This is a genomic window from Sediminibacterium sp., from assembly GCF_030695065.1.
GTDB lineage: Bacteria > Bacteroidota > Bacteroidia > Chitinophagales > Chitinophagaceae > Sediminibacterium.
In genome coordinates, this window is sequence record NZ_JAUYTR010000019.1 from 21,114 (window position 1) to 44,845 (window position 23,732).

The following is a 23,732-nucleotide window of genomic DNA, read 5'->3' on the forward strand; positions in this document are numbered from 1 at the left end:
TTTTATGGAAATTATACATGTTAGTGCTGAGTGTTATCCTGTAGCCAAAGCAGGGGGATTGGGGGATGTTGTTGGTGCATTACCCAAGTACCAATGCAAGTCGGGGGATATTGCCAAAGTAATCATGCCCATGTATAGAACCAAGTTTTTGTACGAAAATGATTGGACAGTAGATTTTAAAGGGAGTGCCAACTTAGGCAATTGGTATTTTGATTTTACTGTTATTAAGGAACCAACTAATAAATTAGGTTTCGACCTTTTCTTAATTGATATTAATGGCTTATTAGATCGCCAAAAAATTTATGGGTACGACGATGATGCGGAGCGCTTTACTGCATTTCAAATTGCAGTAGTTAGTTGGATCAGTAGTTGGGAGCATCAACCAGATGTAGTGCATTGCCACGATCACCATACTGCATTGATTCCATTTATGATGAAGTATTGTTATGATTTTCAACACTTGTCTACTGTGTCAACCGTAGTGACCATCCACAACGGACAATACCAGGGTTGGATGGGTTGGGATAAGAGTCTCTATATACCAAGGTGGGATCTGTGGAAGCGCGGAATGCTCGACTGGGCGGGCAGCATTAATCCGCTTGCATCTGGTGTAAAATGCGCCGACAAAGTAACCACGGTTAGTTGGAGTTATATGGATGAGTTGAGAGAAAATGCCAACGGCTTAGAAGCATTGTTTGAATTTGAGAAGGGGAAATCTGTAGGTATTTTAAATGGCATAGACAATGAGGTATGGAACCCATCTACCGATACTTATATTGAGAATCGATTCACCGTAAAAACAGTTACCAAGGGCAAAGAGCAAAACAAACAAATACTCTGCAATCAATTTGGGTTAGATATTACCAAACCCTTATTTGTTTTTATTGGAAGATTGGTGGGCGAAAAAGCCGCAGATATTTTACCCGGTGCCATTAGAACTGCCATTCATCAAACTCAAGGGGATGCTTGTTTTTTAATTTTAGGCAGCGGTGAAACCAGTATTGAATGGGAACTGCAACAAATGACCAATGAGTACAAAGGCATTTACAATGCCTATATTGGCTACAACGAACAATTGAGCCATTTAATTTATGCAGGGGCCGATTTTTTGTTGATGCCGAGTAGGGTAGAACCCTGTGGTCTAAATCAAATGTATGCCATGCGATATGGCACAGTGCCAGTTGTTAGGAGTACCGGCGGTTTAAAAGATACGGTTACTGATATGGGCGATACAGATGGGTTTGGTATTCGATTTAACAACGCCACCATTGACGATTTGGCTTATTCTATTGGTAGGGGAGTTGCTGTTTACCAAGACAAAAAACATATGGAGTGGATGCGTAAGCATATGATGCAGATAGACCATAGTTGGGAGAGTACCGTGTTTGAGTATAGACAAGTTTATCAAAGTTTAAAATAAATAAGTTAATTTCAAATCAATATCAACATAAGCAATCAGCAATATGAAAACATTTTCGCAATCCGTTTTGGCAGTAATATTAGGAGGTGGAGCAGGTACGCGACTTTTTCCACTAACCGCAAGCAGATCAAAGCCAGCTGTACCTATTGCTGGTAAATACCGTTTGGTAGATATTCCCATTAGTAACTGTATCAACAGTGGTATCAACCGCATGTTTGTTTTAACACAGTTTAATTCTGCTTCTTTAAATAAGCATATAAAAAACACCTACCACTTTAGTGCGTTCAGTACTGGCTTTGTAGATATTTTGGCGGCAGAGCAAACACCCGATAACCCAGGATGGTTTCAAGGAACAGCAGATGCGGTAAGACAATCACTTAGGCATATTTCCAATTTAGAATATGATTATATTTTAATTTTAAGTGGCGACCAATTGTACCAAATGGACTTTGGTGACATGCTCAAGAATCATATCAAGAGTAATACCGATATTTCTATAGCAACTATTCCTGTGGATGATAGAGATGCACCTGAGTTTGGTATTTTAAAAACAAATGAAGAGAACGTGATTACTTCATTTATAGAAAAGCCTAAAAAAGATGTTTTACCAGAATGGGTAAGTGATACTGGAGCAGAAATGCAAGGGCAGGGTAGAAATTATTTGGCTTCCATGGGTATTTATATTTTCAATAAAAAAATCCTAGATAAATTATTGAATGAAGCCCATCCAAATGCAACCGACTTTGGTAAAGAAATTCTTCCAGATTCTATAGAGAACTACAAAGTATCTAGCTTCCAGTACGACGGTTATTGGACCGATATTGGTAATATCTATTCTTTCTATGAAGCCAACCTTGCATTAACACAAGAAGTACCTCTTTTTAATTTATTTGATAATAATAAAACCGTTTACAGTAGAGCAAGAATGTTGCCCCCCGCTAAAATTAGCGGCACTACTTTAGAGAAAACCATTATTGCAGAAGGCTCTATTATTCATGCAAGTAGAATAGAGCAAAGTGTAGTAGGTATTCGTTCTAGAATTGGTCATGGTACCACCGTAGTTAGCACTTATATCATGGGTAACGACTATTATGAAACCCTTGAAGAAATGGAATCAAATACCAGCAAAGGACTTCCTAAAATTGGAATAGGAGAGCGCTGTTATATTAAAGATGCCATCATCGATAAAAACTGTAGAATAGGCAACGATGTAAGAATTAATGGCGGCAGTCATTTGGCCAATACCGATCATCCACTCTATACTGTTAAAGATGGTATTGTAGTGGTTAAAAAAACAGCGATACTGCCTGATGGGTTTGTGATTTAAACATTTTATAGTCAATAAATATTTCTATAACATCCTCCATATGAGGATGTTTTTTATTGTATATTGAGATGTGTATTCAATACACAATCTAATACGATAAAACGATTGCTATGTCTACTACCCCTAAAGCGGTGTTGCCTAAACTGAGTTTCTGGCAAATCTGGAATATGTGTTTCGGATTCTTTGGAATTCAGTTTGGATGGAGTTTGCAAATGGGCAATATGAGTGCCATTTATGAGTACTTAGGTGCAACTCCCGAACAAATTCCAGGTCTTTGGTTAGCAGCGCCAATGACGGGTTTGATTGTTCAACCCATTATAGGATACATGAGTGATAGAACTTGGCATCCAAAGTTGGGAAGAAGAAGACCTTACTTTTTAGTAGGAGCCATTTTAAGTTCTTTGGCTTTGTTTATTATGCCGAACTCTTCTGCTATTTGGATGGCTGCAGGGGTTCTTTGGATTTTAGATTCTTCTATCAATATTAGTATGGAACCATTCCGTGCTTTTGTAGCCGACAACTTAGATAAGAAGCAACAACCCATGGGCTTTGCCATGCAGAGTATGTTTATTGGCTTGGCTTCTTTTGTGGCGGGTTACTTGCCACAAAAATTGGTACAGTGGTTTGGGGTGTCTAGGGAAAAAACAGCTGGTGGTATTCCAGAAAATATCATGTACTCTTTTTACATTGGGGGTGCAGTGTTTTTATTGGCTGTTTTGTACACCGTAATTAAGAGTAAAGAGTATCCACCTGTTGATCCAGATTGGAAAAATAAATTAGATGCCGAAGGCAAAGGCTTTATGGGTGGTGTAAAAGAAATTTTTAGTTCAGTTGCCAATATGCCCGATCAAATGAAGCGTTTGGCATTGGTGAATTTTTTAACTTGGCCAGGATTATTTTTGATGTGGTTTTATTACAGCACTGGCGTTGCTTCAGACATATTTGGCGGTAATACCACTACTTCCAGTGATTTATATACACAAGGATTAGAATACGCCAATACCACTTCAGCCATTTTAAATTTAGTCACATTTGGTTTCTCTTTTACCCTTCCTTTTTGGGTAAATAAATTAGGGAAAAAATATACCCATACCATTTGTTTGTTATTGGGTGGTGCTGGATTGATTTCGGTGAACTATGTTACTGAACCTTCCTATTTATATTTATCAATGGGCTTGGTTGGTATTGCTTGGGCTTCTATTTTATCCATGCCTTATTCTATGTTAGCGGGTTGTATTCCCCCACATAAAATGGGTATTTATATGGGCATTTTTAATTTCTTTATAGTACTTCCAGAAATTATTGCTTCCCTGTTTTTTGGAAATGTAATGGAAACAGTATTACACAATGATCGCTTATTAGCGGTGCAAGTAGGGGGTGGATTATTAATTGCTGCTGCAGTAGTATGTGCCATTGTAGTAAAAGAAAATGAATAAATACAAACTATTGATATGAATCGCTTAGTAAAAATGATTGGGTGCTTATTGTTGGCCTATAGCTTACAAGCTCAAAGTAATATTGAATTGTATCCCACCAATTGGTTCGTGGGAATGAAATGGAATAAAGTGCAGTTGATTGTTCGCAATACAACAACTGATTTCTCCAATGCAAAACTAAGTGTAAATTATGCTGGTGTTCAATTAATCAAAGTACATTCATTTGAAAATAAAAAATATGTTGCGCTTGATTTATTGATTAGTCCTACCGCTAAACCAGGTAAAGTCAAGATTCAAATAGCTGATTCAGATAGTGTAGCTTCAATTGCTTGGGAATTAAAACCACGAAGAATAGGAATGGGCAAAACCTATGCACAGGGGGTAAGTGCAAAAGATTTTATTTATTTATTAATGCCCGATCGATTTAGTAATGGTGACACTTCAAATGATCAACTAGTGGCGTATACCGATAAAGTGGTCAATCGCAAAGATCCCATCAAAAGACATGGGGGCGATTTACAGGGTGTCACGAATAATTTAGACTATTTAAATAATCTAGGTGTTACCGCTATTTGGATGACACCAGTATTAGAAAATGATATGCCCTTGCAAAGTGAGCAAGCTGGAATGATGGCTGGCTATCATGGGTATTGGTTTACCAATCACTATGCAATTGACAAAAGATTAGGCGGCGAGAACGCCTATAAAAAATTGATTGATGCTGCTCATGCTAAAGGCATTAAAATTATTCAAGATGCTGTGTACAATCACGTAGGCAATGAACATTGGATGTATAAAGATGCACCTGCTAAAGATTGGATTAATCATTGGCCAACTTATACCAATACGAATCATAGAGATGAAGCCATTTTTGATGCAATGGGAAATGCTGCAGATAAAAAAGTGATGTTAGATGGTTGGTTTGTTCCGCATTTGCCTGACATTAATCAGCGCAACCCTTATGTTGCTAACTTTTTAATTCAACATGCATTATGGACAGTAGAAGAATTTGGCATTGATGGTTGGAGAGTAGATACTTATAAATATTGCGATGAGCTATTTTTGAATAACGTAAATGCAGCTTTAGAAAAAGACTTTCCTACCATCAGTATTTTTGGAGAAGCGGTGGCCAATACCGTTGCCGGAAGCGCGTACTTTACCAGAAATAATATGCAAGTGGCATTCAAGCACAATGCCCAAGGCACTACTGACTTCCCATTGAGTTACGCTATGATGGATGCCATTAATAAACCATTTGGGTGGACGGAGGGGGTCAATAAATTGTATATGACACTCTCTCAAGATTTACTATATAAAGCCCCTGAAAAGAATTGCATCTTCTTAGACAATCATGATATGGAAAGATTTGTATCAATGATTGGATCAGATATGAATAAGTATAAAATGGGAATGAATTTATTGTTAACCCTTCGGGGAATTCCGCAATTGTATTATGGAACAGAATTGTGGATGAAAAATTTTAAAGACCCTAATGACGGGATGGTCCGTTTAGATTTTCCTGGCGGCTTTCCAAATGATGAAAAAGACAAGCGGTTAGCCAGCGGCCGTAATCAAACTGAAAACACCGCTTTTAATTATGTAAAAACCTTGGCTAATTTTAGAAAGAATAATACGGCATTGCAAACAGGTAAAATGATGCAGTGGCTACCCAATGATGGTCTTTATGTTTACTTTAGGTACGATCAAGGTTCAACAGTGATGGTGGTCTTGAATACAGCTAATAAAGAAAAAACCCTCTCATTGTCTAATTATGGAGAAAGAACAAAGGGATTTAACGCATATACTGATGTAATTACAGGTCAAAAAGGGGGTGTTACAATGCAACTTTCTGCAATGGAGTCTAGGGTAGTTTTATTAACCAAATAAGTTTAATATGTTTAACTTTGTTGAAAGACGTGAGAAGTAATGAAGAATAATGGTCCTATTGAAACAAGTTGTATGCATTGTAATGTGAGGCTAAACTCTGTTTTCAATGTATTGGATGAAGGCCAGGTAAAAGATTTGTGCATTCACAAGTCATGTGCGGTGTACAAGAAAGGGCAATATGTGTTTACAGAAAATGGCTTACCTGCTGGTTTATTTTGCATCAATAGTGGAAAAATTAAATTAACTACTACAGGTTACGATGGGAAAGAACAAATATTAAGGCTCGTTAAATCGGGTGATATAGTTGGATATAGGGCACTTTTATCTAATGAGCGATACCATTGTTCTGCAGTTACTTTAGAAGACGCTTCTATTTGCATCATCGATAAAAAATATTTTTTTGATGCAATTGAGTCTTCACCAAAACTCATGTTTGAAGTTGTGAAGAAAATGAGCCAAGATTTAAAAGTGGCGGAAGACCATATTGTTTCTCTCTCTCAAAAGAATGTGCGGGAAAGAATGGCAGAAGCTTTATTGTTTTTAAAAGCAACTTATGGTTTTGAAGAAGATAACCAAACCATTAATGTTAGTCTAAGCAGAGAAGAAATAGCAGATTATGTAGGAACTTCTACAGAAAGCTGCATCCGTTTATTGTCTGAGTTCAATAACGATAAATTGATATCTTTAAAAGGGAAAAAAATCAGCATCCTTAATCTACAGAAACTGATTCAAACAGCCAATATTGAGGATTAGAAATATTATATGATTTATATCATATAATGCCACAGCAAAACTCATTCATTCTCGGTTGATCTAAATACATCTTTGTAAGGTAAAAAGCTACAAATGTGTAAACACGCAGATCAAACAGAAGAATTCATTCATCACCTTTTAGAGAATGTATATCCCTGCCTAGAGTTAAAGCTGCAGAATTCCATCCATTGCGTTTATTTAAAGGAATACGAAGAGGAGCAAACAAGCTATTTAGTAGAATTGATGCACCACCTTCAAAACGAATTTACTTCTTTGGTTACTTGCGAACAGAAGCTGGTATTCCCATCGGTAATGAAAGTATTTAATGCAAAAGCTGCTAAAGAAGTTCAAATTCCTAATTTATTCGATTTAATGCAGCTCACAAGAAGTAAAGAGCATAAAATAATGACCCATGTGCATAATTTAGTAAGCGTATTAGAAACCAATACATTTAAGAACGGTGCTATTAAACAGCACGATTTAGCCCACTCATTCATCACCAATTTTGTAAATGAGAAATATAGATGGAATAAAATGATTGAAGATCGATTGAATTCCTGCAGTTGTTTCAGGTCAAATCTTTATAAAGGATTAGGATTGGATCCAAAATCTGCTAGACAAGAAAAACATATTTAGCTTTTTTTGAAATTTGTTCAAATTGAACTAACTTTTAACAACTATTTAAGACTATGCTGAATAAAACCATCGAAACTACTAAATGCTTTCACTGCGGAGATAATTGCGCGGGGCAACCAGTGGTATTTGATGAGAAAGCATTTTGTTGTAAGGGTTGTAGTTCTGTTTACCAGATTTTGAATAAAAGCAATCTTTGCGAATATTACCTTATTCATGATGCTTCAGGTGTAAAGCTTCCCGAATCACCAGACCAACAAAAGTTTGGGTTTCTAGACAATGAAAAAATTGCAGCTTCATATATTGTTTTTTCTAAGCCCAATCAATTGGCTATAAAATTTTACTTGCCTCAAATTCATTGTAGTTCTTGTATTTGGTTATTAGAGAATTTACAAAAAGTGAATGATGGCATTTATTTTTCTTCTGTTCATTTCCCAACAAAAGAAGCAACTATTTATTTTAATCCTGCGGCCATTACTATAAGAGCCATTGCTGAGTTATTGGCTTCTATTGGATACGAACCCTATATTACTTTAGACGATGGTCAACAGTCTAAAAGGCAAGAAAAAATGGTATCTCGTACTGCCATGGTTAAAATTGGCATTGCTGGTTTTTGTTTTGCCAATATCATGATGCTAAGCTTCCCTGAGTATTTGGGATTAGAAACTATATCAGTAGATGGCTTAACCGCAAATTTATTCAGGTACGTTAATTTATTATTAGCATTGCCTGTATTACTTTACAGCGGGTCAGAGTTTTTCATCAATTCTTGGTTTAGCGTTAAACAAAGAAGGCTCAATATAGATGCACCCATTGCATTGGCATTGGCCGTAACTTTTAGTAGAAGTGTGTATGAAATTATATCTGGAACTGGGGGGGGATACTTAGACAGCATGTCTGGTATTATATTCTTTATGTTATTAGGAAGATCCTTTCAAACAAAAACTTTTGCAGACCTTTCTTTTAATAGAGATTATAAATCTTATTTTCCTGTTGCAGTTTGCTTGCTAGATAAAAATGGAGTAGAATCTTATATACCTGTTCAAGAAGTACAAGTAGATGATACCATTCGCATCAGAAGCAATGAAGTGATTCCAGTAGATGGAATGCATTTATTGGGCAAGGCAGAAATTGATTATAGTTTTGTAACTGGTGAAAATGAACCTACTTCTGTAGCTATTGGAGACCTGGTGTATGCAGGTGGAAAACAGTTAAATGGATCGATTGATTTATTGGTAGTAAAACCTTTTTCTCAAAGCAATTTTACTAGATTATGGAACAATGAGGCTTTTAAAAAAACAGATAAAAACGTTTATTCATTTACCACAGTCATTAGTAATTATTTTTCTTTAGCGGTTTTAACCGTTGCTTTCAGCAGTTTTGCCTATTGGTATCCAACAAATATGGCCAATGCTTGGCAAGCAATGACAGCAGTATTAATAGTAGCTTGTCCTTGTGCATTATTAATTACAGCTACTTTTACAGAGGGTTTTGTGTTGAATATTTTTAGCAAGCATGGTTTATTTCTTAAAAATGCGCAAGTATTGCAAACCATTGCTACGGTAGATCAGGTGGTTTTTGATAAAACAGGAACACTCACTTATCCGCATGCTTCATCAGTTGAATATATAGGTGATGCAATTGCAGATGACTATCAACAAATTATTGCTGCAATGGCTGCACAATCATTGCATCCTTTAAGTAAAGCCATTGCCAATAAAATCAGTTCTGCACCACGTTTGTTGGAGCATATTAAAGAAGTGGCTGGTGCAGGTATTGAAGCTTGGGAAAATGAAACGCATTTTAAATTAGGATCAGCCCTTTTTGTAGGAAATGAATCAGTAGAACCAATGGCTTCTGAAGTTTGGGTGTCTATTGATAATAAAATATACGGCAAGTTTATTATTCAAAATATATTAAGGGCCCATGTAGATCGCCTAATACATGAATTGCCTTATCCGGTAGCTGTATTAAGTGGAGACAATAATAACGCCGAAAATTATTTAAAGCAACAATTACAGCGTCCTATTGCATATCACTTTAATCAGTCCCCTCAAGCTAAATTGGCTTATATAGAATCATTGCAGTTAAGTGGTAAAGAAGTCATGATGGTAGGAGATGGGTTAAATGATGCAGGGGCATTAAGTAAAAGTAATGTAGGCATTGCAGTGGTAGATAATACCATTCAGTTTTCTCCTGCTAGTGATGCCATTATGTTATCTGGCCAATTACCATTGTTAGACCAATACATGAAAGCAGCTAAGTGGTCTAAGAATTTAATTAAAACTACTTTTGTTATTTCTACTTTATACAATGTAGTAGGATTGTATTTTTCTGTAACCGCTCAAATGTCTCCTTTAGTTGCGGCTATCTTAATGCCATCCAGCACTTTCACTATTGTGATTTCGACTATGTTGGGCGCTGCACTTATTGAAAAATTTTGTTTTAAACATATTGCTGATCTTAAAAATATACATCAATGATTGTAATTGTTTTTTTACTCATCATCAGTCTTTTGGTTGCAACAGGGTTCCTGATTGCATTCATCTGGGGGTCAAAAACAGGACAGTTTGATGATCATTTTACACCGGCGAATAAAATTTTATTTGATCAAACCAATCAACCAACAGAGAATAAATAAAACACCATGCAGTTAGAAAAATTCAGTTTCGACAATTCCATCGTCCGAAAATTTGCTTTTGCCACCGTGTTGTGGGCAATAGTTGGGATGCTGGTTGGGGTAATTATTGCTTTTCAGCTTGCTTATCCCGCACTCAATTTAGGTATATCTTATACCAGTTTTGGACGATTAAGGCCATTGCATACCAATGCAGTCATCTTTGCATTTGTGGGCAACGGAATTTACACCGGCGTGTATTATATGATGCCCCGGTTACTTAAAACCAGTATGTGGAGTAAAGCCCTAGGGTTGGTCCATTTCTGGGGTTGGCAGTTAATCATTGTTTCAGCAGCGGTAACGCTTCCTTTGGGTTTAACACAAGGAAAAGAATATGCTGAGTTAATTTGGCCTATTGATATAGCCATTACCCTTATATGGGTGGTGTTTGGTATCAATATGTTTGCAACCATTCTTACCAGAAGGGAAAGACATTTATATGTTGCCATTTGGTTTATTATTGGTACCTGGGTTACTGTTGCATTATTGCATATTGTAAACTCTTTCTCATTGCCTACTTCTATGACACATAGTTATAGCTGGTATGCAGGGGTTCAAGACGCATTGGTACAATGGTGGTATGGTCATAATGCGGTTGCATTTTTCTTGACTACACCTATGTTGGGTATCATGTATTATTTTGTTCCTAAAGCGGCTGGTAGACCAGTCTATTCATATAAGTGGAGCATTATTCACTTCTGGGCGTTGATCTTTATTTACATATGGGCAGGTCCTCACCATTTGTTGTATACTGCTCTACCTGATTGGGCACAATCATTAGGCGTAGTATTTAGTATTATGCTGATATTACCAAGTTGGGGTGGTATGTTAAATGGTATTTTCACTTTACGTGGTGCTTGGGATAAAGTAAAAGAAGATCCCATTTTGAAAATGTTCATTGTAGCATTAACCTGTTATGGTATGAGCACTTTTGAAGGACCGATGCTTTCGTTGAAGAACGTAAATGGTTTTGCGCACTATACCGACTGGATTGTTGCACACGTACACGTAGGTGCACTAGGATGGAATGGATTCTTGATTTTTGGTATGTTGTATTGGTTAGTTCCAAGAATATATAATACCAAATTGCATTCTGTTAAAATGGCCAATACCCATTTCTTAATTGGAACCGTTGGTATTTTATTATATGCAATACCAATGTATTGGGCAGCCATTTCACAGGCTTTGATGTGGAAACAATTTACTCCAGAAGGACAGTTAAAGTTCCAGTTTTTAGAAACAGTTACTCGCATCATCCCTATGTATATTTTAAGAGGATTGGGTGGTACTATTTACTTAGTAGGAGTAATTATCATGGTAGTGAATTTAATCAGAACTGCAAAAGCTGGATCTTTTGTTCCAGAAGAACATGGTGAAGCACCTGCATTAGCAGCTCAACCATTACCAGAAGGGAAAGCATATTGGCACTCAATTATTGAAAGAAGACCAGTACAAATGTTGGTAATGAGTTTGATAGTTGTATCTGTTGGAGGTGCTATAGAAATCATCCCCACATTCATTGTGAAAGAAAACGTGCCAACCATTAGTACGGTTAAACCATATACTCCACTTGAATTACAAGGTAGAGATATTTACATCAGAGAAGGTTGTTATACTTGTCACTCACAAATGGTTCGTCCATTTAGAGATGAAGTTGCCCGGTATGGCGATTATTCTAAAGCAGGAGAATCTGTTTACGACCATCCTTTCCAATGGGGAAGCAAGCGTACCGGACCAGATTTGGCTCGTCAAGCAAATAAATATCCCAACAGTTGGCATTACAGACATATGAATGATCCTGAAGAAATATCTCAAGGTTCCATTATGCCACCTTATCCTTGGTTATTAGACAATGATTTAGACATCAGCACTACTCCAGGTAAAATAAGGGCAATGCAAACTTTAGGCGTTCCTTATCCTGAAGGCTATGATCAAAAAGCAAACAACGATTTGAAAATGCAGGCCGATGAAATTGCTGCAGATTTAAATGCAAACAGAATCAAAGCAAAAAGTGGAAAAGAAATCATTGCATTGATTGCGTATTTGCAAAGATTGGGTGCCGATTTAAAGAAAGCGCCTGAGGCAGAAATTAAAACATTGCACTAAAATTCAGCTGTATGAAATTTAAAAATTATGTAACCAGTATTGAAAACGTCAATATTTATCCAATGGTTTCCTTGGTAATATTCACGGTATTTTTTGCTGTGGTTACTTGGTATGTTTTGTCTGCCAACAATGAAAAAATGGAAAAGAATAGCCAAATTCCGATCAATGACTGATAAAAAAATATATATGTTAACTACTATATCTTATTTCAAAAATCAAAAAGCATTTATGCAAAAATTGCTCTTGCTTTTATTGGCCAGCTTAGCTGCAAATATTATTTGGGCGCAGGATGCAGCTAAAGAAGCGGCTCCTGTTGCTAAAGAAGTTTTTTATGATTCAACTGTTGCCTATGTATTGGTTACAGTAATTGGGTTATTAGCAGTTGTTATTTTTATGCTAGGGAATGTATTTATCCTTGCTATTAAAAATAAAATAGATCAAGAAAAACAACAGGGTGCTTCAAAAGCTGCCGTGTTAACTGGTTTGTTTTTTCTTCTTTCTGCTGGATCATTGTTTGCTCAATCTGCAAATTTACCTGCAGGAACCAAAACAGTGGTATCTGAAACCATCATACAAATGCTGGCATTTGTAGTGGTATTAGAAATGATTATCATTGTTTATTTTGCCAATGGTATACGAAGCTTTTTGAAAAAAGAAGCCATACAAACTGCGGTAGCAGCCGGAGCTGCTCCTGTTGTTAAAAAAGAAAAAATAGCTTGGTTTGATCGTTTGTACAATAGAAATACCAATGAAGATATTGCGCGTTTAGATTTAGGTCATGATTACGATGGAATTAAAGAATTAGACAATGAAGTACCAGTATGGTGGAGATGGGGCTTTGCACTTAGTTTAATTTTTGGTGTGGTTTATTTATACAATTATCATGTTGCAGGAACTAAACCTTTGCAGCAAGCTGAATTAGCCATGGATATGGAGCAAGCTGCCATTCAACAAGTGGCTTATTTAGAAAAATCGGCTAATAATGTAGATGAGAATACGGTTAAAATGATGGGTGCCGATGATATTGCAAAAGGCAAGGAATTGTACATTAAGCCTGGTGCTTGTGCAACTTGTCATGCAGAGAACGGAAGTGCTATTGTAAATGGTGCTCCTGGAATTGGACCTAACTTAACTGATGATTACTGGTTGCATAAAGGTGATATTAAAGCCATTTTTTATTCTATCAAATATGGTTGGCCAGAAAAAGGGATGAAAAGTTGGAAAGAGGATTATTCGCCTATTCAAATTGCGCAGATTGCTAGTTATGTAAAATCTTTACAAGGAACCAATCCACAACCAGCCAAAGAAAAGCAAGGAGAATTGTTTGTTGAAACAGGCACTGCACCCGCAGCAACAGATTCAACTACAGCGCCTGCGATGAAGTAGGTGATATAAATTAAAATTATGAGTGAGTCGAAGCAAGCAGATTTTAGGAGTTTACATTCAACTGTTGATAGTAAGGGAAAAAGGAATTGGGTGCATGCCCTACAACCCAAGGGTAAATTATACCAATACAGAACCTATTTAAGTTATGTGTATGTATTGTTGTTCTTTACCATGCCATTTATTAGAATTGACGGCAATCCCTTGTTTCAGTTTAATTTGCCTCAAGGAGAATTTACTTTTTTCGGCTCATTGTTTACTCCGCAAGATTTTATCATGTTTGGGTTAGGCATGATTATTTTCATGCTTTTCATTGTCATTTTCACCTTGATATACGGTCGCTTCTTTTGTGGATGGGTTTGCCCTCAAACCATATTCATGGAAATGATTTTTAGAAAGATTGAATACTTTATAGAAGGGGATGGCAACAAGCAAAAAATCAATAATGGAAAAAAATGGACTACGGAACTTTATGTAAGAAAAACGATTAAGCATATTGTTTTTTTAATCATCAGTTTTGCTATTTCAAACACTTTTTTGGCCTATATTATTGGAACAGATCAACTGTTTAAAATCATCACTGATCCTTTGTCTGAACATATTGGGGGCTTTATTGCAATCATCTTTTTTACCTTGGTTTTTTATACTGTATATGCTTTTGTTAGAGAAATTGTATGTACCGTTATTTGTCCTTATGGTAGATTACAAGGGGTCCTATTAGATAAGAACTCCATTGTAGTAGCTTATGACTATTTGCGTGGAGAGCCTAGGAATAAAAAGAAAGCAGCTGAGGGAGCAGGCGATTGTATTGATTGTGGAATGTGTGTGAATGTATGTCCTACCAATATTGATATCAGAAATGGTACCCAGTTGGAATGTGTGAACTGCACTGCTTGTATTGATGCATGCAATATGATGATGAAGAAAGTGAATAAACCAGAAAACCTAATCACTTTTGCTTCCGAGAATCAAATTGCTTCTGGTAAAAAATTTGAATTTACTTATAGAATCAAAGCCTATTCTGGCGTATTGGTGGTATTGATGGTTTTATTGGGCATCTTGATTGTGACCAGAACTACATTTGATGCTACCATTTTAAGGGTACCAGGACAAGGTATGCAAGAGAATAAAGATGGAACTATCAGTAATTTATTCAGAATTAAAGTAACCAATAAGAGCAATCGAGACCTTCCTTATAGGTTATTGGCAACTGATCCAGATGTAAAAATTGAAAGAATTGGACAAACTTTGGATACATTGAGAGGTCGTCAGTTGGCCGAGGAAACTTTTTTCATAAAGGTAGATAGCAATAAAATCAAGAATAGGAAAGAAGAGTATGAAATTAAATTATTGAGTGGCGACAAATTAATTACTACTAAAAAAGCCATTTTTATCAGCGACCTTTAAAATAAAAAAATGAATTGGGGATATAGAATTGTACTTGCATTTGGATTAGGCGTAGCTTTTATTTTATTTCTGGTATGGAAAACCATGCAAGTAGATATAGAAATGGTAGAGTCTAATTACTATGAAAAAGAAATGGCTTTTAATGGAAAAATACAAGCTACCGCAAACGCAAAAGCATTAACCAATCAAATTACTGTTGAACAACAAGGACAACAAATTTTAGTGAAAATAGATTCAACAACTGCTGCGGCTATTACCAATGCAGAAGTGCATTTTTACAATCCTGCATCAGAAAAATCAGATAAGAAAATTGCTATAAAAGCGACTAACAATGGGCTTTATTATTTTCCAGTAGCCTCTTTTACAAAGGGGAAGTATATAGCTAAAATAAGTTTTACCAGTGCAGGTAAAAATTATTATGCCGAAGAAGTGATTTTTATTCCTTAATTATGGAAGTATTATTAATATCTGGGTTTGTTCTTGGCTTTGCCGGGAGTGTACACTGTATTGGTATGTGTGGTCCATTGGCTTTGTCTTTGCCCTTTCAAGTTTTTAATGGGTTCTATAAATGGATGGCTGTTTTCTTCTATAATATTGGAAGAGTTTTTACCTATATCGGAATTGGTTTAGCTGCTGGTTTATTGGGTAGGGGAGTGAACTGGTTTGGATTAACCCAAACCATTTCAATTGTTTTAGGCTTTATCATTGTTTTTTCTGTTTTATTGCCAAGATTATTTCCTAAAACAGAATTGTCTTTATTAAAAGGGTTCAAGCAATGGCAAATCAACGCCATGCAAAAAATTATGCAGAAACAATCTGCTGGTTGGATGTTTGTTTTTGGGTTATTAAATGGGTTACTGCCTTGTGGATTGGTGTATACCGCTGTTGCTGCGTCTTTAGTAGCTCATAATGTTTATGAGTCTATGTTGTTCATGGGATTTTTTGGTATGGGCACCATACCTGCGATGTTACTATTAGTAGCTGCTGCTCAGTACTTACCTAAAAACATAAGGAACCAATTTAGAAAATTGGTTCCCGTCTTTACTTTTATTATTGGTTGTCTTTTAATATTAAGAGGACTTAATTTAGATATCCCTTTTGTTAGCCCTTATTTAAATTCGGCTATTCAAGGTACTGATGCAATCAACTGTACACATTAAACACTATAGTTGAGCTACCCACATTTTTCTAGCTCCTTCCTTTCCCCAATCTTTTAAGGCTTTGGATAATTCTGTTGTTAATTGCGCGCGGCCAACTTGTTTGCCTTTTTGCTTCACATTCAGCTCATTTACAGTGGGAGCAGCTAATTCGAGTTTAGTAGCAAACCAAGTAGTATTCAATCTAGGAACAGCTAATCCCAATATCATTCCTGGAAGTCCGCCAAAACTTTCTGGGCCAGCACTTACCGGAATTTGATCGGTATAGAATGCTACCACATAAACAGAATCACAAATTTTGGTAACGGCTTTTCTACATTCAAAGCCAGCAATTTCCCTGGTTTCATCTGCAATTTTCCATTCCCAACTGCGGCTACTGTCTTTGATTAAATAAGTGTTTTCAAATACCTCTTTTTGGCTAATGGAAATACCTTTTTTAAAATCCTGCATGCTTACATCGGTGTCAATAGGTTTGGTGCCCCACATATATTTATTATTGGGATTTTCTTTGGCTAATTTATAGACAGATTTGTCTGTAGTAAATTTGAGTTCGTATACATCTGATACGAATTTGGGTATCTGCTTGAGTATTTCAACATTCCACATATTTTCCCCTTCATCTAGAATGGGGGCATGTTGATTGACTCTTTTTTCAAACTCTATTCTACCGGATTGTATGAATTGAACTTGTGCATTTAAAAAACTGCTAAATAATAGAATTGTAAAACTGAATATGGTCTTTTTCATATTAAAATCCTTGAGTTGGTTTACCATTTTTGCTAAAATTCCAGATTAAAGAAAATAAGAAATAGCGCTGAATGGTTTGGTTAGTTGTTTCAGTAATAAAGTTGCTGGATGCATTTCTGTTGATTCCCAAGTTTTGGTTAAATAAATCGTTTACCGAAGCTTTGATTTCCCACTGGTCATTTTTCGAAATTACTTTTCTAGCTGAGGCATTTACGATATATACATCTCTTTGATCGGCAAATACTGCTGTCTTTTGGTAAATATTGGCATTCATATCAAAGTCGATATAGGTCTTTATTTTTTTCAACTTAAACTGCAGATTGGCATATGCATTGTACGACCAGAACTTAGTGCTGATATCTGGACGAATAGAAGTGGTAGAGTTATTGCGAACTGCACTTCCATAGGCATAAAAGTTGATCCATTTATCACCCCAGTATCCCATATTAATACTGAAATCAGTTGCTCTATTTTTAGTGATATTATCTAGCCCATTCACCCTATTGGCAAATTGATTGATTCTAGGACCAATATCAATACCAACATTAAATGATGGAATGATTTCAAATCCATAACCAACTCTTCCACTTAAACTATAATTACCTGCAACATTAATGGCTTGGTTAATTCTTCTACCTTGATTGTCTACAAAACTTGAATTAGATATGGCATTTTCTGTTTTAGAATAATTTACATTAAAACTAATTCTTCTGCTTTTCAATACCTTATAATCTGAACCACCTAAATTGAACTGGTGTACAAAGGATTGTTTCAAATTGGGGTTACCGATGGTTAAATTGAGTGGGTCAATATTATCAATAATGGGTTGAATTTGCGAAAGCGAAGGGTTCCTGGTTGAACCATTGTAAGAAAAATTAAACCTACGTTGTTGTTTTGGCGTATAATTAAATGTTACCGCTGGAATAAAGTTGTTGAAAATTACATTGCGGTCAGTTTGTTTCACTAAATCTTTTAAACGATAATTCACTGTTCCTAAACCAGTACCAACGGAGAAATTAAATTTCTTTACATTATATCGGATATTAACACTACCATTATGCCCGGTAGTATTGAATATAAAATGGTTGCTTAACGTGTCTACCAAGTTCTCATATTTATTATTCGCAGTATTCTTTGCAAAGGTATTTCGCTCCGCATCATTTCTACTTACACTCAGTTTATAGTTCATTACTAAGAATGTATTTTTCCACAATGGTTCAGTATAATTGATGGTAGAATTAATAGTGGTTACAATTTGTTTATTGGTCTTTTGTTGGTCAACATTATCTCTTCTAACCAAATTGCCAAAGGCATCATAAAAAGTATTGTCTGCTGTTAAGAAGCCATCATCTGCTCTATCGTTGTAATTGATTTCATTGTTCCAAGAAATAGTTCGTCCCATTTTTTTAAAACGTTTCCTATAAAATATGGTTGAGTTCATAGTTTTATTCTCATCAACGGTAGAAGTAAGTCGATTACTCTGATTCAATAAAACACTATCGCTCGTAATGGTACGACCAAAATAATTAGACGCATTATTGCTATTGACGATGGATCCTCTCGCAGTAATTTTTAAAGAACTACTTGAATCAATTTGCCATTCATAAGTACTGGTCAGTTTATTCCTTTTTCTGCTGCTAACCTGGTCTTGCACACTGGTGCTAATTAAATCTGCACCAGGCAAGATATTCTGTGTTTTGTTAGAATTAATTCCACTCACATCCAGTTGATTGTACTGGTAGGTATTGTTAGAATTGTGTTTGTCTTTATTCCATTTATTACTAAAATGAAATCCACCAGTTACCGATCTTGGAAAGCCAGTTCCCCAACTAAATTCATCACCTGAGCTCCACATCATAATGCCACCATCATCTGTCATTTCAGTGGTCATATTTGAATTTCCTCCATAATTCTGGTTTTCATTCCAATTGAGGGATTCAAATTTGGTATTGTCGGTAGTAAGGTATCCGGAGATTTTTCTTTTACCCTTGAATGAGTTGGCTAATAATTTTCCATACCCATATTTATCAAAATCACCCCCCGCTTCCGCTTTACCAAAATAGCCCTTCTTCTTATCTTCTTTTAAAGTAAGGTTGAGGGTTTTGATTTTCTGGCCATCATCAATTCCAGTAAACACTGCCTGGTCGCTTTTTTTATCAAAAGATTGTACTTTATCAACCGCATCTGCTCTTAGGTTCTTGGTTACTACGGCGGGGTCATCGCTAAAAAACTCTTCCCCATCCACCAATACTTTTTGCACTCTTTCACCTTGTGCAGTAATTTCACCTTTGCTGTTTACTTGAATGCCTGGCATTTTGCGAAGCAACTCTTGTACGTCGGCATTGGCACTCACTTTAAAACTGTCTGCTTTGTATTCAGTAGTGTCTCCCTTCATTCGGATAGACCCAATTGTTTGCTTTACAATTACTTCCTGAAGTAAAGTAGCTTTTGTAATCACAGGAATTTTTCCCAAATCGGTGATGCCAGTTGTAGTAGTGATGATGTCTACATAATCGGCATAAGTAGGATAAGAAACCATCACAATGTATTTACCCGCAGCTAGATTGGGCAAATCAAAATTGCCTTCCTTATTGGTTCTGGTAAATTTTACTAGTACAGAGTCTTTGGCTCTAAGTACTGATACCACTGCATTTGAAAGGTTTTGTTTATTTAAAGTGTCTGTTACCATTCCCTTTAAAGAACCTTGTTGTGCAAATGAATTAGAGATAGTGGCTAAAATAAATAGCCCAATCATTGTTAGTTTGGTCATAAATGCAGTTAATTCGTCTTTAGATGAATTTTGTTGTAAATTCCATAAATGTTCGTGAACAATTTTTACCGTTCATACTTTTTTCAGTTAATAAAATCATAATATGTCCGGTGTATCATCAAGAAACAACAAAACGATAAAAGTTGTAAAGGCTCAAGAAAAAAAATACGAAGACATTCATTTTGTTGATACGCAACAAGCTGTATGGAATTATTCATTGTTTACAGAAGAAGCCATTCGCAATTTTCAAAACGGTACCCACTATAGTTTATATCAATATTTTGGAAACAAACAGTTAACCGTTTTAGCGGTGAAAGGAACTTATTTTGCCGTATGGGCACCCAATGCTACTTATATTTCAGTAACAGGTTATTTTAATAATTGGGACAAAACCAGCCATCCTTTAAGGGTTCGATTAGATAATTCAGGTATTTGGGAAGGCTTTATTCCCAATGTATTAGAAGGGGAAGCATATAAATACCATATACATGGATTTAACGGAATCAAATTAGACAAAGGCGATCCATTTGCTCATTTTTGGGAGAAGCGACCATTTACTGCATCCATTACTTGGCAAACCAATTATGAATGGAAGGACCAAGAATGGATGAAAAATAGAAAGTCTAAGAATTCTTTAAAGAGTCCTTACTCTGTGTATGAAGTGCATTTGGCCAGTTGGATGCGTCCTGATAAAAACGATGAAGAGTCCTACAATACTTATGAGCAAATAGCGGAACGAATGGTTCCCTATGTGAAGGAAATGGGGTTCACGCATGTAGAGTTCATGCCGGTGATGGAACATCCATTTGATGGGAGCTGGGGCTACCAAGGCACGGGCTATTTTGCACCAACGTCGCGGTTTGGATCCCCGCAGGGATACGCTTATTTAGTAGATGCATTTCACCAAGCAGGTATAGGTGTAATCTTAGATTGGGTTCCTTCTCATTTTCCTTACGATGCACATGGCCTGTTCATGTTCGATGGTACCCATACCTATGAATATGCAGATATGCGTAAAGGCTATCACCCCGATTGGAACTCCTATATTTTTAATTACAAAAGGGGTGAAGTAAAATCTTTTCTAATCAGTAGTGCGCGTTTTTGGTGCGATCAATTTCATACCGACGGAATACGCGTTGATGCAGTAAGTTCTATGTTACGGTTAGATTATAGCCGCGGCCAAGGTCAGTGGGAGCCGAATGAATACGGAGGTAATGGCAATTTAGAAGCCATTGATTTTATTAGAGATTTAAATGAAACGCTGTATAGAGATTTCCCAGATATTCAAACGATTGCAGAAGAAGCAACAGATTGGCCAAAAATTAGTAAACCCACTTTTGAAGGTGGATTGGGTTTTGGAATGAAATGGATGATGGGCTGGATGCATGATACGTTGGACTATTATAAAATGGATCCCATTTTCAGGCAGTTTCACCAAGATAAATTTTCGTTTAGTATGATGTATTACTACGATGAGAATTTTATGTTGCCCTTAAGTCATGATGAAGTAGTACATGGCAAGAGCCCCATGTTATACAAAATGCCAGGAGATGAATGGCAAAAATTTGCGAACCTGCGTATACTCTATACCTATATGTTTACCCATCCAGGTGCCAAGTTATTGTTCATGGGCAATGAATTTGGTGCTACCAATGAATGGAATTATAAGTCTGAATTACAATGGGATTTATTGCAACATCCCAGTCATGGCGGCATGAAATATTGTGTGCAAAAATTGAATCAGCTATACCAATCTGAACCTGCTTTGTTCGAAAAACAGTTTGAGCCAGGCGGTTTTGAATGGGTCGATTTAAATCACCGCAGTGATTCGGTGATGGTGTACAAGCGAAAGGGTAAAAAGGAAAAAGACGATGTACTGGTAATATTAAATGTAACACCAGTTGTTCGAAACGATTGGGAAATTTATGTTCATGGTAAAGGAAAATGGACCGAAATTTTCAATAGCGATAGCAAAGAATTCTGGGGAACAGGCGACGTGTTCAATCCCTCTATACAAAGCAAATTGGTAGACAAGCCTTCTAAATGTTACCAGTTAAAAGTGCACCTGCCGGCATTAGGAGCTGTTGTACTGCGATAAAGAATGATGAACGGTTGTAACATTCTCTTTTATACTTCGTTTAACTCAAAAAACGAATATGAAAAAGATACTGCTATTTGCTTCCATCATTTTATTAGGATTGAGTGCCTATGCTCAAAAAACGGTTGCTGAATCCAATGCACAAAAAAGATCTGTAAAGTCTTTCCACAGTATTGACGTGTCTTCTGGAATTAAAGTGTTGCTAACACAAGGAGATAAAGAGGAATTGGCAGTTGCTGCTGGTGATCCTGCTTATTTAGAATACATTGAAACAACGGTGAAAGACGGTGTACTAAAAATTACGCGTGACCAAGATTGGAAATTTTGGAACCAATGGAAAAACTGGAAAGTAACTGTTTACTTGTCTTATAAAGATTTAAAATCAATCAAAGCCAATAGCGGTGCGCATATTAGCGGATCTAATTTAAGTTTCAATAACCTAGACGTGAAAATGAGCAGTGGTGCTTTTGCGGAATTGGAAGGCAGCACTACCGATTTAAGTGTTGATGCTAGTAGTGGCGCCATGTTCAAAGGATATGAATTAAGCAGTACCAAATGTTTGGCTGAAAGTTCCAGCGGTGGTGGTGTGCAAATAAATGTTTCAAAAGAATTGAATGCAAAGGCCAGCAGCGGCGGATCTATCCGTTACAAAGGCGAAGGCTTAATCCGCGATATTAAAGTGAGCAGTGGGGGTACTGTGAAGCGGTTGTAAAATTATAAAGGGAGCTGTATGCAGAATACGGTTCCCTTTCTTATTTCACTGGATTGTACAAATAATTGTCCATTGTGGTATTGTTCTATGATGCGCTTACTTAGCGATAGTCCAATTCCCCAGCCTCGCTTTTTTGTAGTGAAACCTGGTTGAAACACTTTTCTCCATTGACTATTCGGGATGCCTTTGCCACTGTCTTTTACTAAAATAGTTAATTGCTTATTTTCTTGTGTCATGGTTATTTGAATGCTGCCTTTCCCATCCATGGCGTCTAAAGCATTCTTCAATAAATTTTCGATTACCCAATCAAAGAGCGTAGGGGAGAGTAAGCATTGAAGGTTTTCTGTATCATCTCCATTTAGCTGAAAATATACCTGCTCACTACTTCTTTTTTTCATGTAATCCATCACCTGTTTAATACGATCAAATGGATTACACAATTCGGTTTTGGGGGTACTGCCTATTTTGCCAAATCGATCGGTAATAAGTTGTAAGCGATTAATGTCTTTGGCTATTTCATTGGCAATTTCTTTGCTTTCTGCTTTCTCTTTTAAGATTTCTAACCAACCTTCTAAACTACTCACGGGTGTGCCTAATTGATGGGCCGTTTCCTTTGCCATTGAAGCCCAAAGCTGGTTCTGGCCGCTTTTATAGCGAGTGCGTAAAGAGTAAATCACAATCAACACAAACATGATTACCAATAGCAATTGCACAATGGGATACCATTTGGCTTCTCTTAATAATTTGCTTTGTCCATAATAGTATCGAATAGCCGTAGAGTCGCCTGCTTTTAATTTTACTTCAATAGGTGTTTTGCTATACAGTTTAAATTCTTGTAAGCGTTGCGCTAAATAGTTGGAATCTGCTGTTATTTTTGTTTCATCAATATTTACATAGTTACCAGTTGGTTGATCTTGTTCATTGGTTTCTATGATGGGAATGCTTTTATTTTCTGTTATGATTTTTGATGCTAGATTAATTGAAACAGAATCGGTTGAATTGAGTATGGTTCTTTCTGCTTCTACCCATGATTCTACTGCAGCTCTTTCTTTGCTGGCTATTTGTTGTGCAATGTATTGTGAGTAAACAATGGTGCCGCTTACAATTAAGATGGCCATTAAAAACAACGCGTTGGTAAAATTGAACCAGCTCTTTAACATCTCACTAAAATAAGCTTTTGATTGACTTGCCGCAAACCCTCCCTAAAAAAAGAAACCGC

Annotated in this window: 19 protein-coding genes; 16 read left to right on the top strand and 3 right to left on the bottom strand. The window is 36.4% G+C overall.

The features are described from left to right. Nucleotides 1-4 precede the first annotated feature (4 nt). From Q8S25_RS09285 to Q8S25_RS09350, 14 genes are all read left to right on the top strand, one after another. A complete protein-coding gene (locus Q8S25_RS09285) occupies nucleotides 5-1,420 on the top strand; it encodes a glycogen synthase (protein WP_305537034.1) in 1,416 nt (471 codons plus the stop codon). 43 nt (nucleotides 1,421-1,463) lie between these two features. Continuing rightward, entirely contained in the window at nucleotides 1,464-2,747 is a 1,284-nt protein-coding gene (locus tag Q8S25_RS09290) for a glucose-1-phosphate adenylyltransferase (RefSeq protein ID WP_305537036.1), read from the top strand. A 110-nt stretch (nucleotides 2,748-2,857) separates the two neighbouring features. Next, entirely contained in the window at nucleotides 2,858-4,183 is a 1,326-nt protein-coding gene (locus Q8S25_RS09295) for an MFS transporter (RefSeq protein ID WP_305537038.1), read from the top strand. A 15-nt stretch (nucleotides 4,184-4,198) separates the two neighbouring features. Beyond that, nucleotides 4,199-6,070, top strand: a complete 1,872-nt coding sequence (locus Q8S25_RS09300; protein WP_305537040.1) for an alpha-amylase family glycosyl hydrolase — start codon at nucleotides 4,199-4,201, stop codon at nucleotides 6,068-6,070. Between the two features lie 39 nt (nucleotides 6,071-6,109). Beyond that, nucleotides 6,110-6,823 (top strand): Crp/Fnr family transcriptional regulator, encoded by a 714-nt coding sequence (locus Q8S25_RS09305; protein ID WP_305537042.1) that lies wholly within the window; start codon nucleotides 6,110-6,112, stop codon nucleotides 6,821-6,823. Nucleotides 6,824-6,916: 93 nt separating this feature from the next. Then, nucleotides 6,917-7,459 carry a hypothetical protein gene (locus Q8S25_RS09310; protein WP_305537044.1) on the top strand — a complete coding sequence of 181 codons (543 nt, stop codon included), beginning with the start codon at nucleotides 6,917-6,919 and terminating at the stop codon, nucleotides 7,457-7,459. 53 nt (nucleotides 7,460-7,512) lie between these two features. Then, nucleotides 7,513-9,939 (top strand): heavy metal translocating P-type ATPase metal-binding domain-containing protein, encoded by a 2,427-nt coding sequence (locus Q8S25_RS09315; protein ID WP_305537046.1) that lies wholly within the window; start codon nucleotides 7,513-7,515, stop codon nucleotides 9,937-9,939. Further along, nucleotides 9,936-10,097 (top strand): cbb3-type cytochrome oxidase assembly protein CcoS, encoded by a 162-nt coding sequence (gene ccoS, locus Q8S25_RS09320; RefSeq protein ID WP_305537048.1) that lies wholly within the window; start codon nucleotides 9,936-9,938, stop codon nucleotides 10,095-10,097. Before Q8S25_RS09315 ends, ccoS begins: the two co-directional genes overlap by 4 nt. Before the next feature lie 6 nt (nucleotides 10,098-10,103). Then, nucleotides 10,104-12,239, top strand: a complete 2,136-nt coding sequence (gene ccoN, locus Q8S25_RS09325) for a cytochrome-c oxidase, cbb3-type subunit I (RefSeq protein WP_305537050.1) — start codon at nucleotides 10,104-10,106, stop codon at nucleotides 12,237-12,239. Nucleotides 12,240-12,250: 11 nt separating this feature from the next. Continuing rightward, nucleotides 12,251-12,412: a CcoQ/FixQ family Cbb3-type cytochrome c oxidase assembly chaperone gene (locus tag Q8S25_RS09330; protein WP_305537052.1), complete on the top strand. Its 162-nt coding sequence runs from the start codon at nucleotides 12,251-12,253 to the stop codon at nucleotides 12,410-12,412. 13 nt (nucleotides 12,413-12,425) lie between these two features. After that, complete coding sequence (locus Q8S25_RS09335; protein WP_305537054.1) at nucleotides 12,426-13,625, top strand: cbb3-type cytochrome c oxidase N-terminal domain-containing protein; 1,200 nt, start codon at nucleotides 12,426-12,428, stop codon at nucleotides 13,623-13,625. An 18-nt stretch (nucleotides 13,626-13,643) separates the two neighbouring features. Next, a complete protein-coding gene (gene ccoG / locus Q8S25_RS09340; protein ID WP_305537056.1) occupies nucleotides 13,644-15,029 on the top strand; it encodes a cytochrome c oxidase accessory protein CcoG in 1,386 nt (461 codons plus the stop codon). Between the two features lie 9 nt (nucleotides 15,030-15,038). Further along, entirely contained in the window at nucleotides 15,039-15,476 is a 438-nt protein-coding gene (locus tag Q8S25_RS09345) for a FixH family protein (protein WP_305537058.1), read from the top strand. A gap of 2 nt (nucleotides 15,477-15,478) precedes the next feature. Further along, nucleotides 15,479-16,189 carry a sulfite exporter TauE/SafE family protein gene (locus tag Q8S25_RS09350; RefSeq protein ID WP_305537060.1) on the top strand — a complete coding sequence of 237 codons (711 nt, stop codon included), beginning with the start codon at nucleotides 15,479-15,481 and terminating at the stop codon, nucleotides 16,187-16,189. 3 nt (nucleotides 16,190-16,192) lie between these two features. On the opposite strand, the gene Q8S25_RS09355 is transcribed toward Q8S25_RS09350, so the two are convergent. Both Q8S25_RS09355 and Q8S25_RS09360 read right to left on the bottom strand, forming a co-directional pair. Beyond that, nucleotides 16,193-16,933 carry a GLPGLI family protein gene (locus Q8S25_RS09355; RefSeq protein WP_305537062.1) on the bottom strand — a complete coding sequence of 247 codons (741 nt, stop codon included), beginning with the start codon at nucleotides 16,931-16,933 and terminating at the stop codon, nucleotides 16,193-16,195. Nucleotide 16,934: 1 nt separating this feature from the next. Then, a complete protein-coding gene (locus Q8S25_RS09360; RefSeq protein WP_305537064.1) occupies nucleotides 16,935-19,703 on the bottom strand; it encodes an outer membrane beta-barrel family protein in 2,769 nt (922 codons plus the stop codon). A 103-nt stretch (nucleotides 19,704-19,806) separates the two neighbouring features. Between Q8S25_RS09360 and glgB the strand changes: the two genes are divergently transcribed. Further along, the gene (gene glgB / locus Q8S25_RS09365) at nucleotides 19,807-21,801 is read left to right on the top strand and encodes a 1,4-alpha-glucan branching protein GlgB (RefSeq protein WP_305537066.1); all 1,995 of its coding nucleotides are present in this window, start codon (nucleotides 19,807-19,809) and stop codon (nucleotides 21,799-21,801) included. Nucleotides 21,802-21,859: 58 nt separating this feature from the next. Beyond that, a complete protein-coding gene (locus Q8S25_RS09370) occupies nucleotides 21,860-22,513 on the top strand; it encodes a head GIN domain-containing protein (protein ID WP_305537068.1) in 654 nt (217 codons plus the stop codon). Between the two features lie 2 nt (nucleotides 22,514-22,515). On the opposite strand, the gene Q8S25_RS09375 is transcribed toward Q8S25_RS09370, so the two are convergent. Next, a complete protein-coding gene (locus tag Q8S25_RS09375; protein ID WP_305537070.1) occupies nucleotides 22,516-23,673 on the bottom strand; it encodes a HAMP domain-containing sensor histidine kinase in 1,158 nt (385 codons plus the stop codon). Nucleotides 23,674-23,732: the final 59 nt, after the last annotated feature.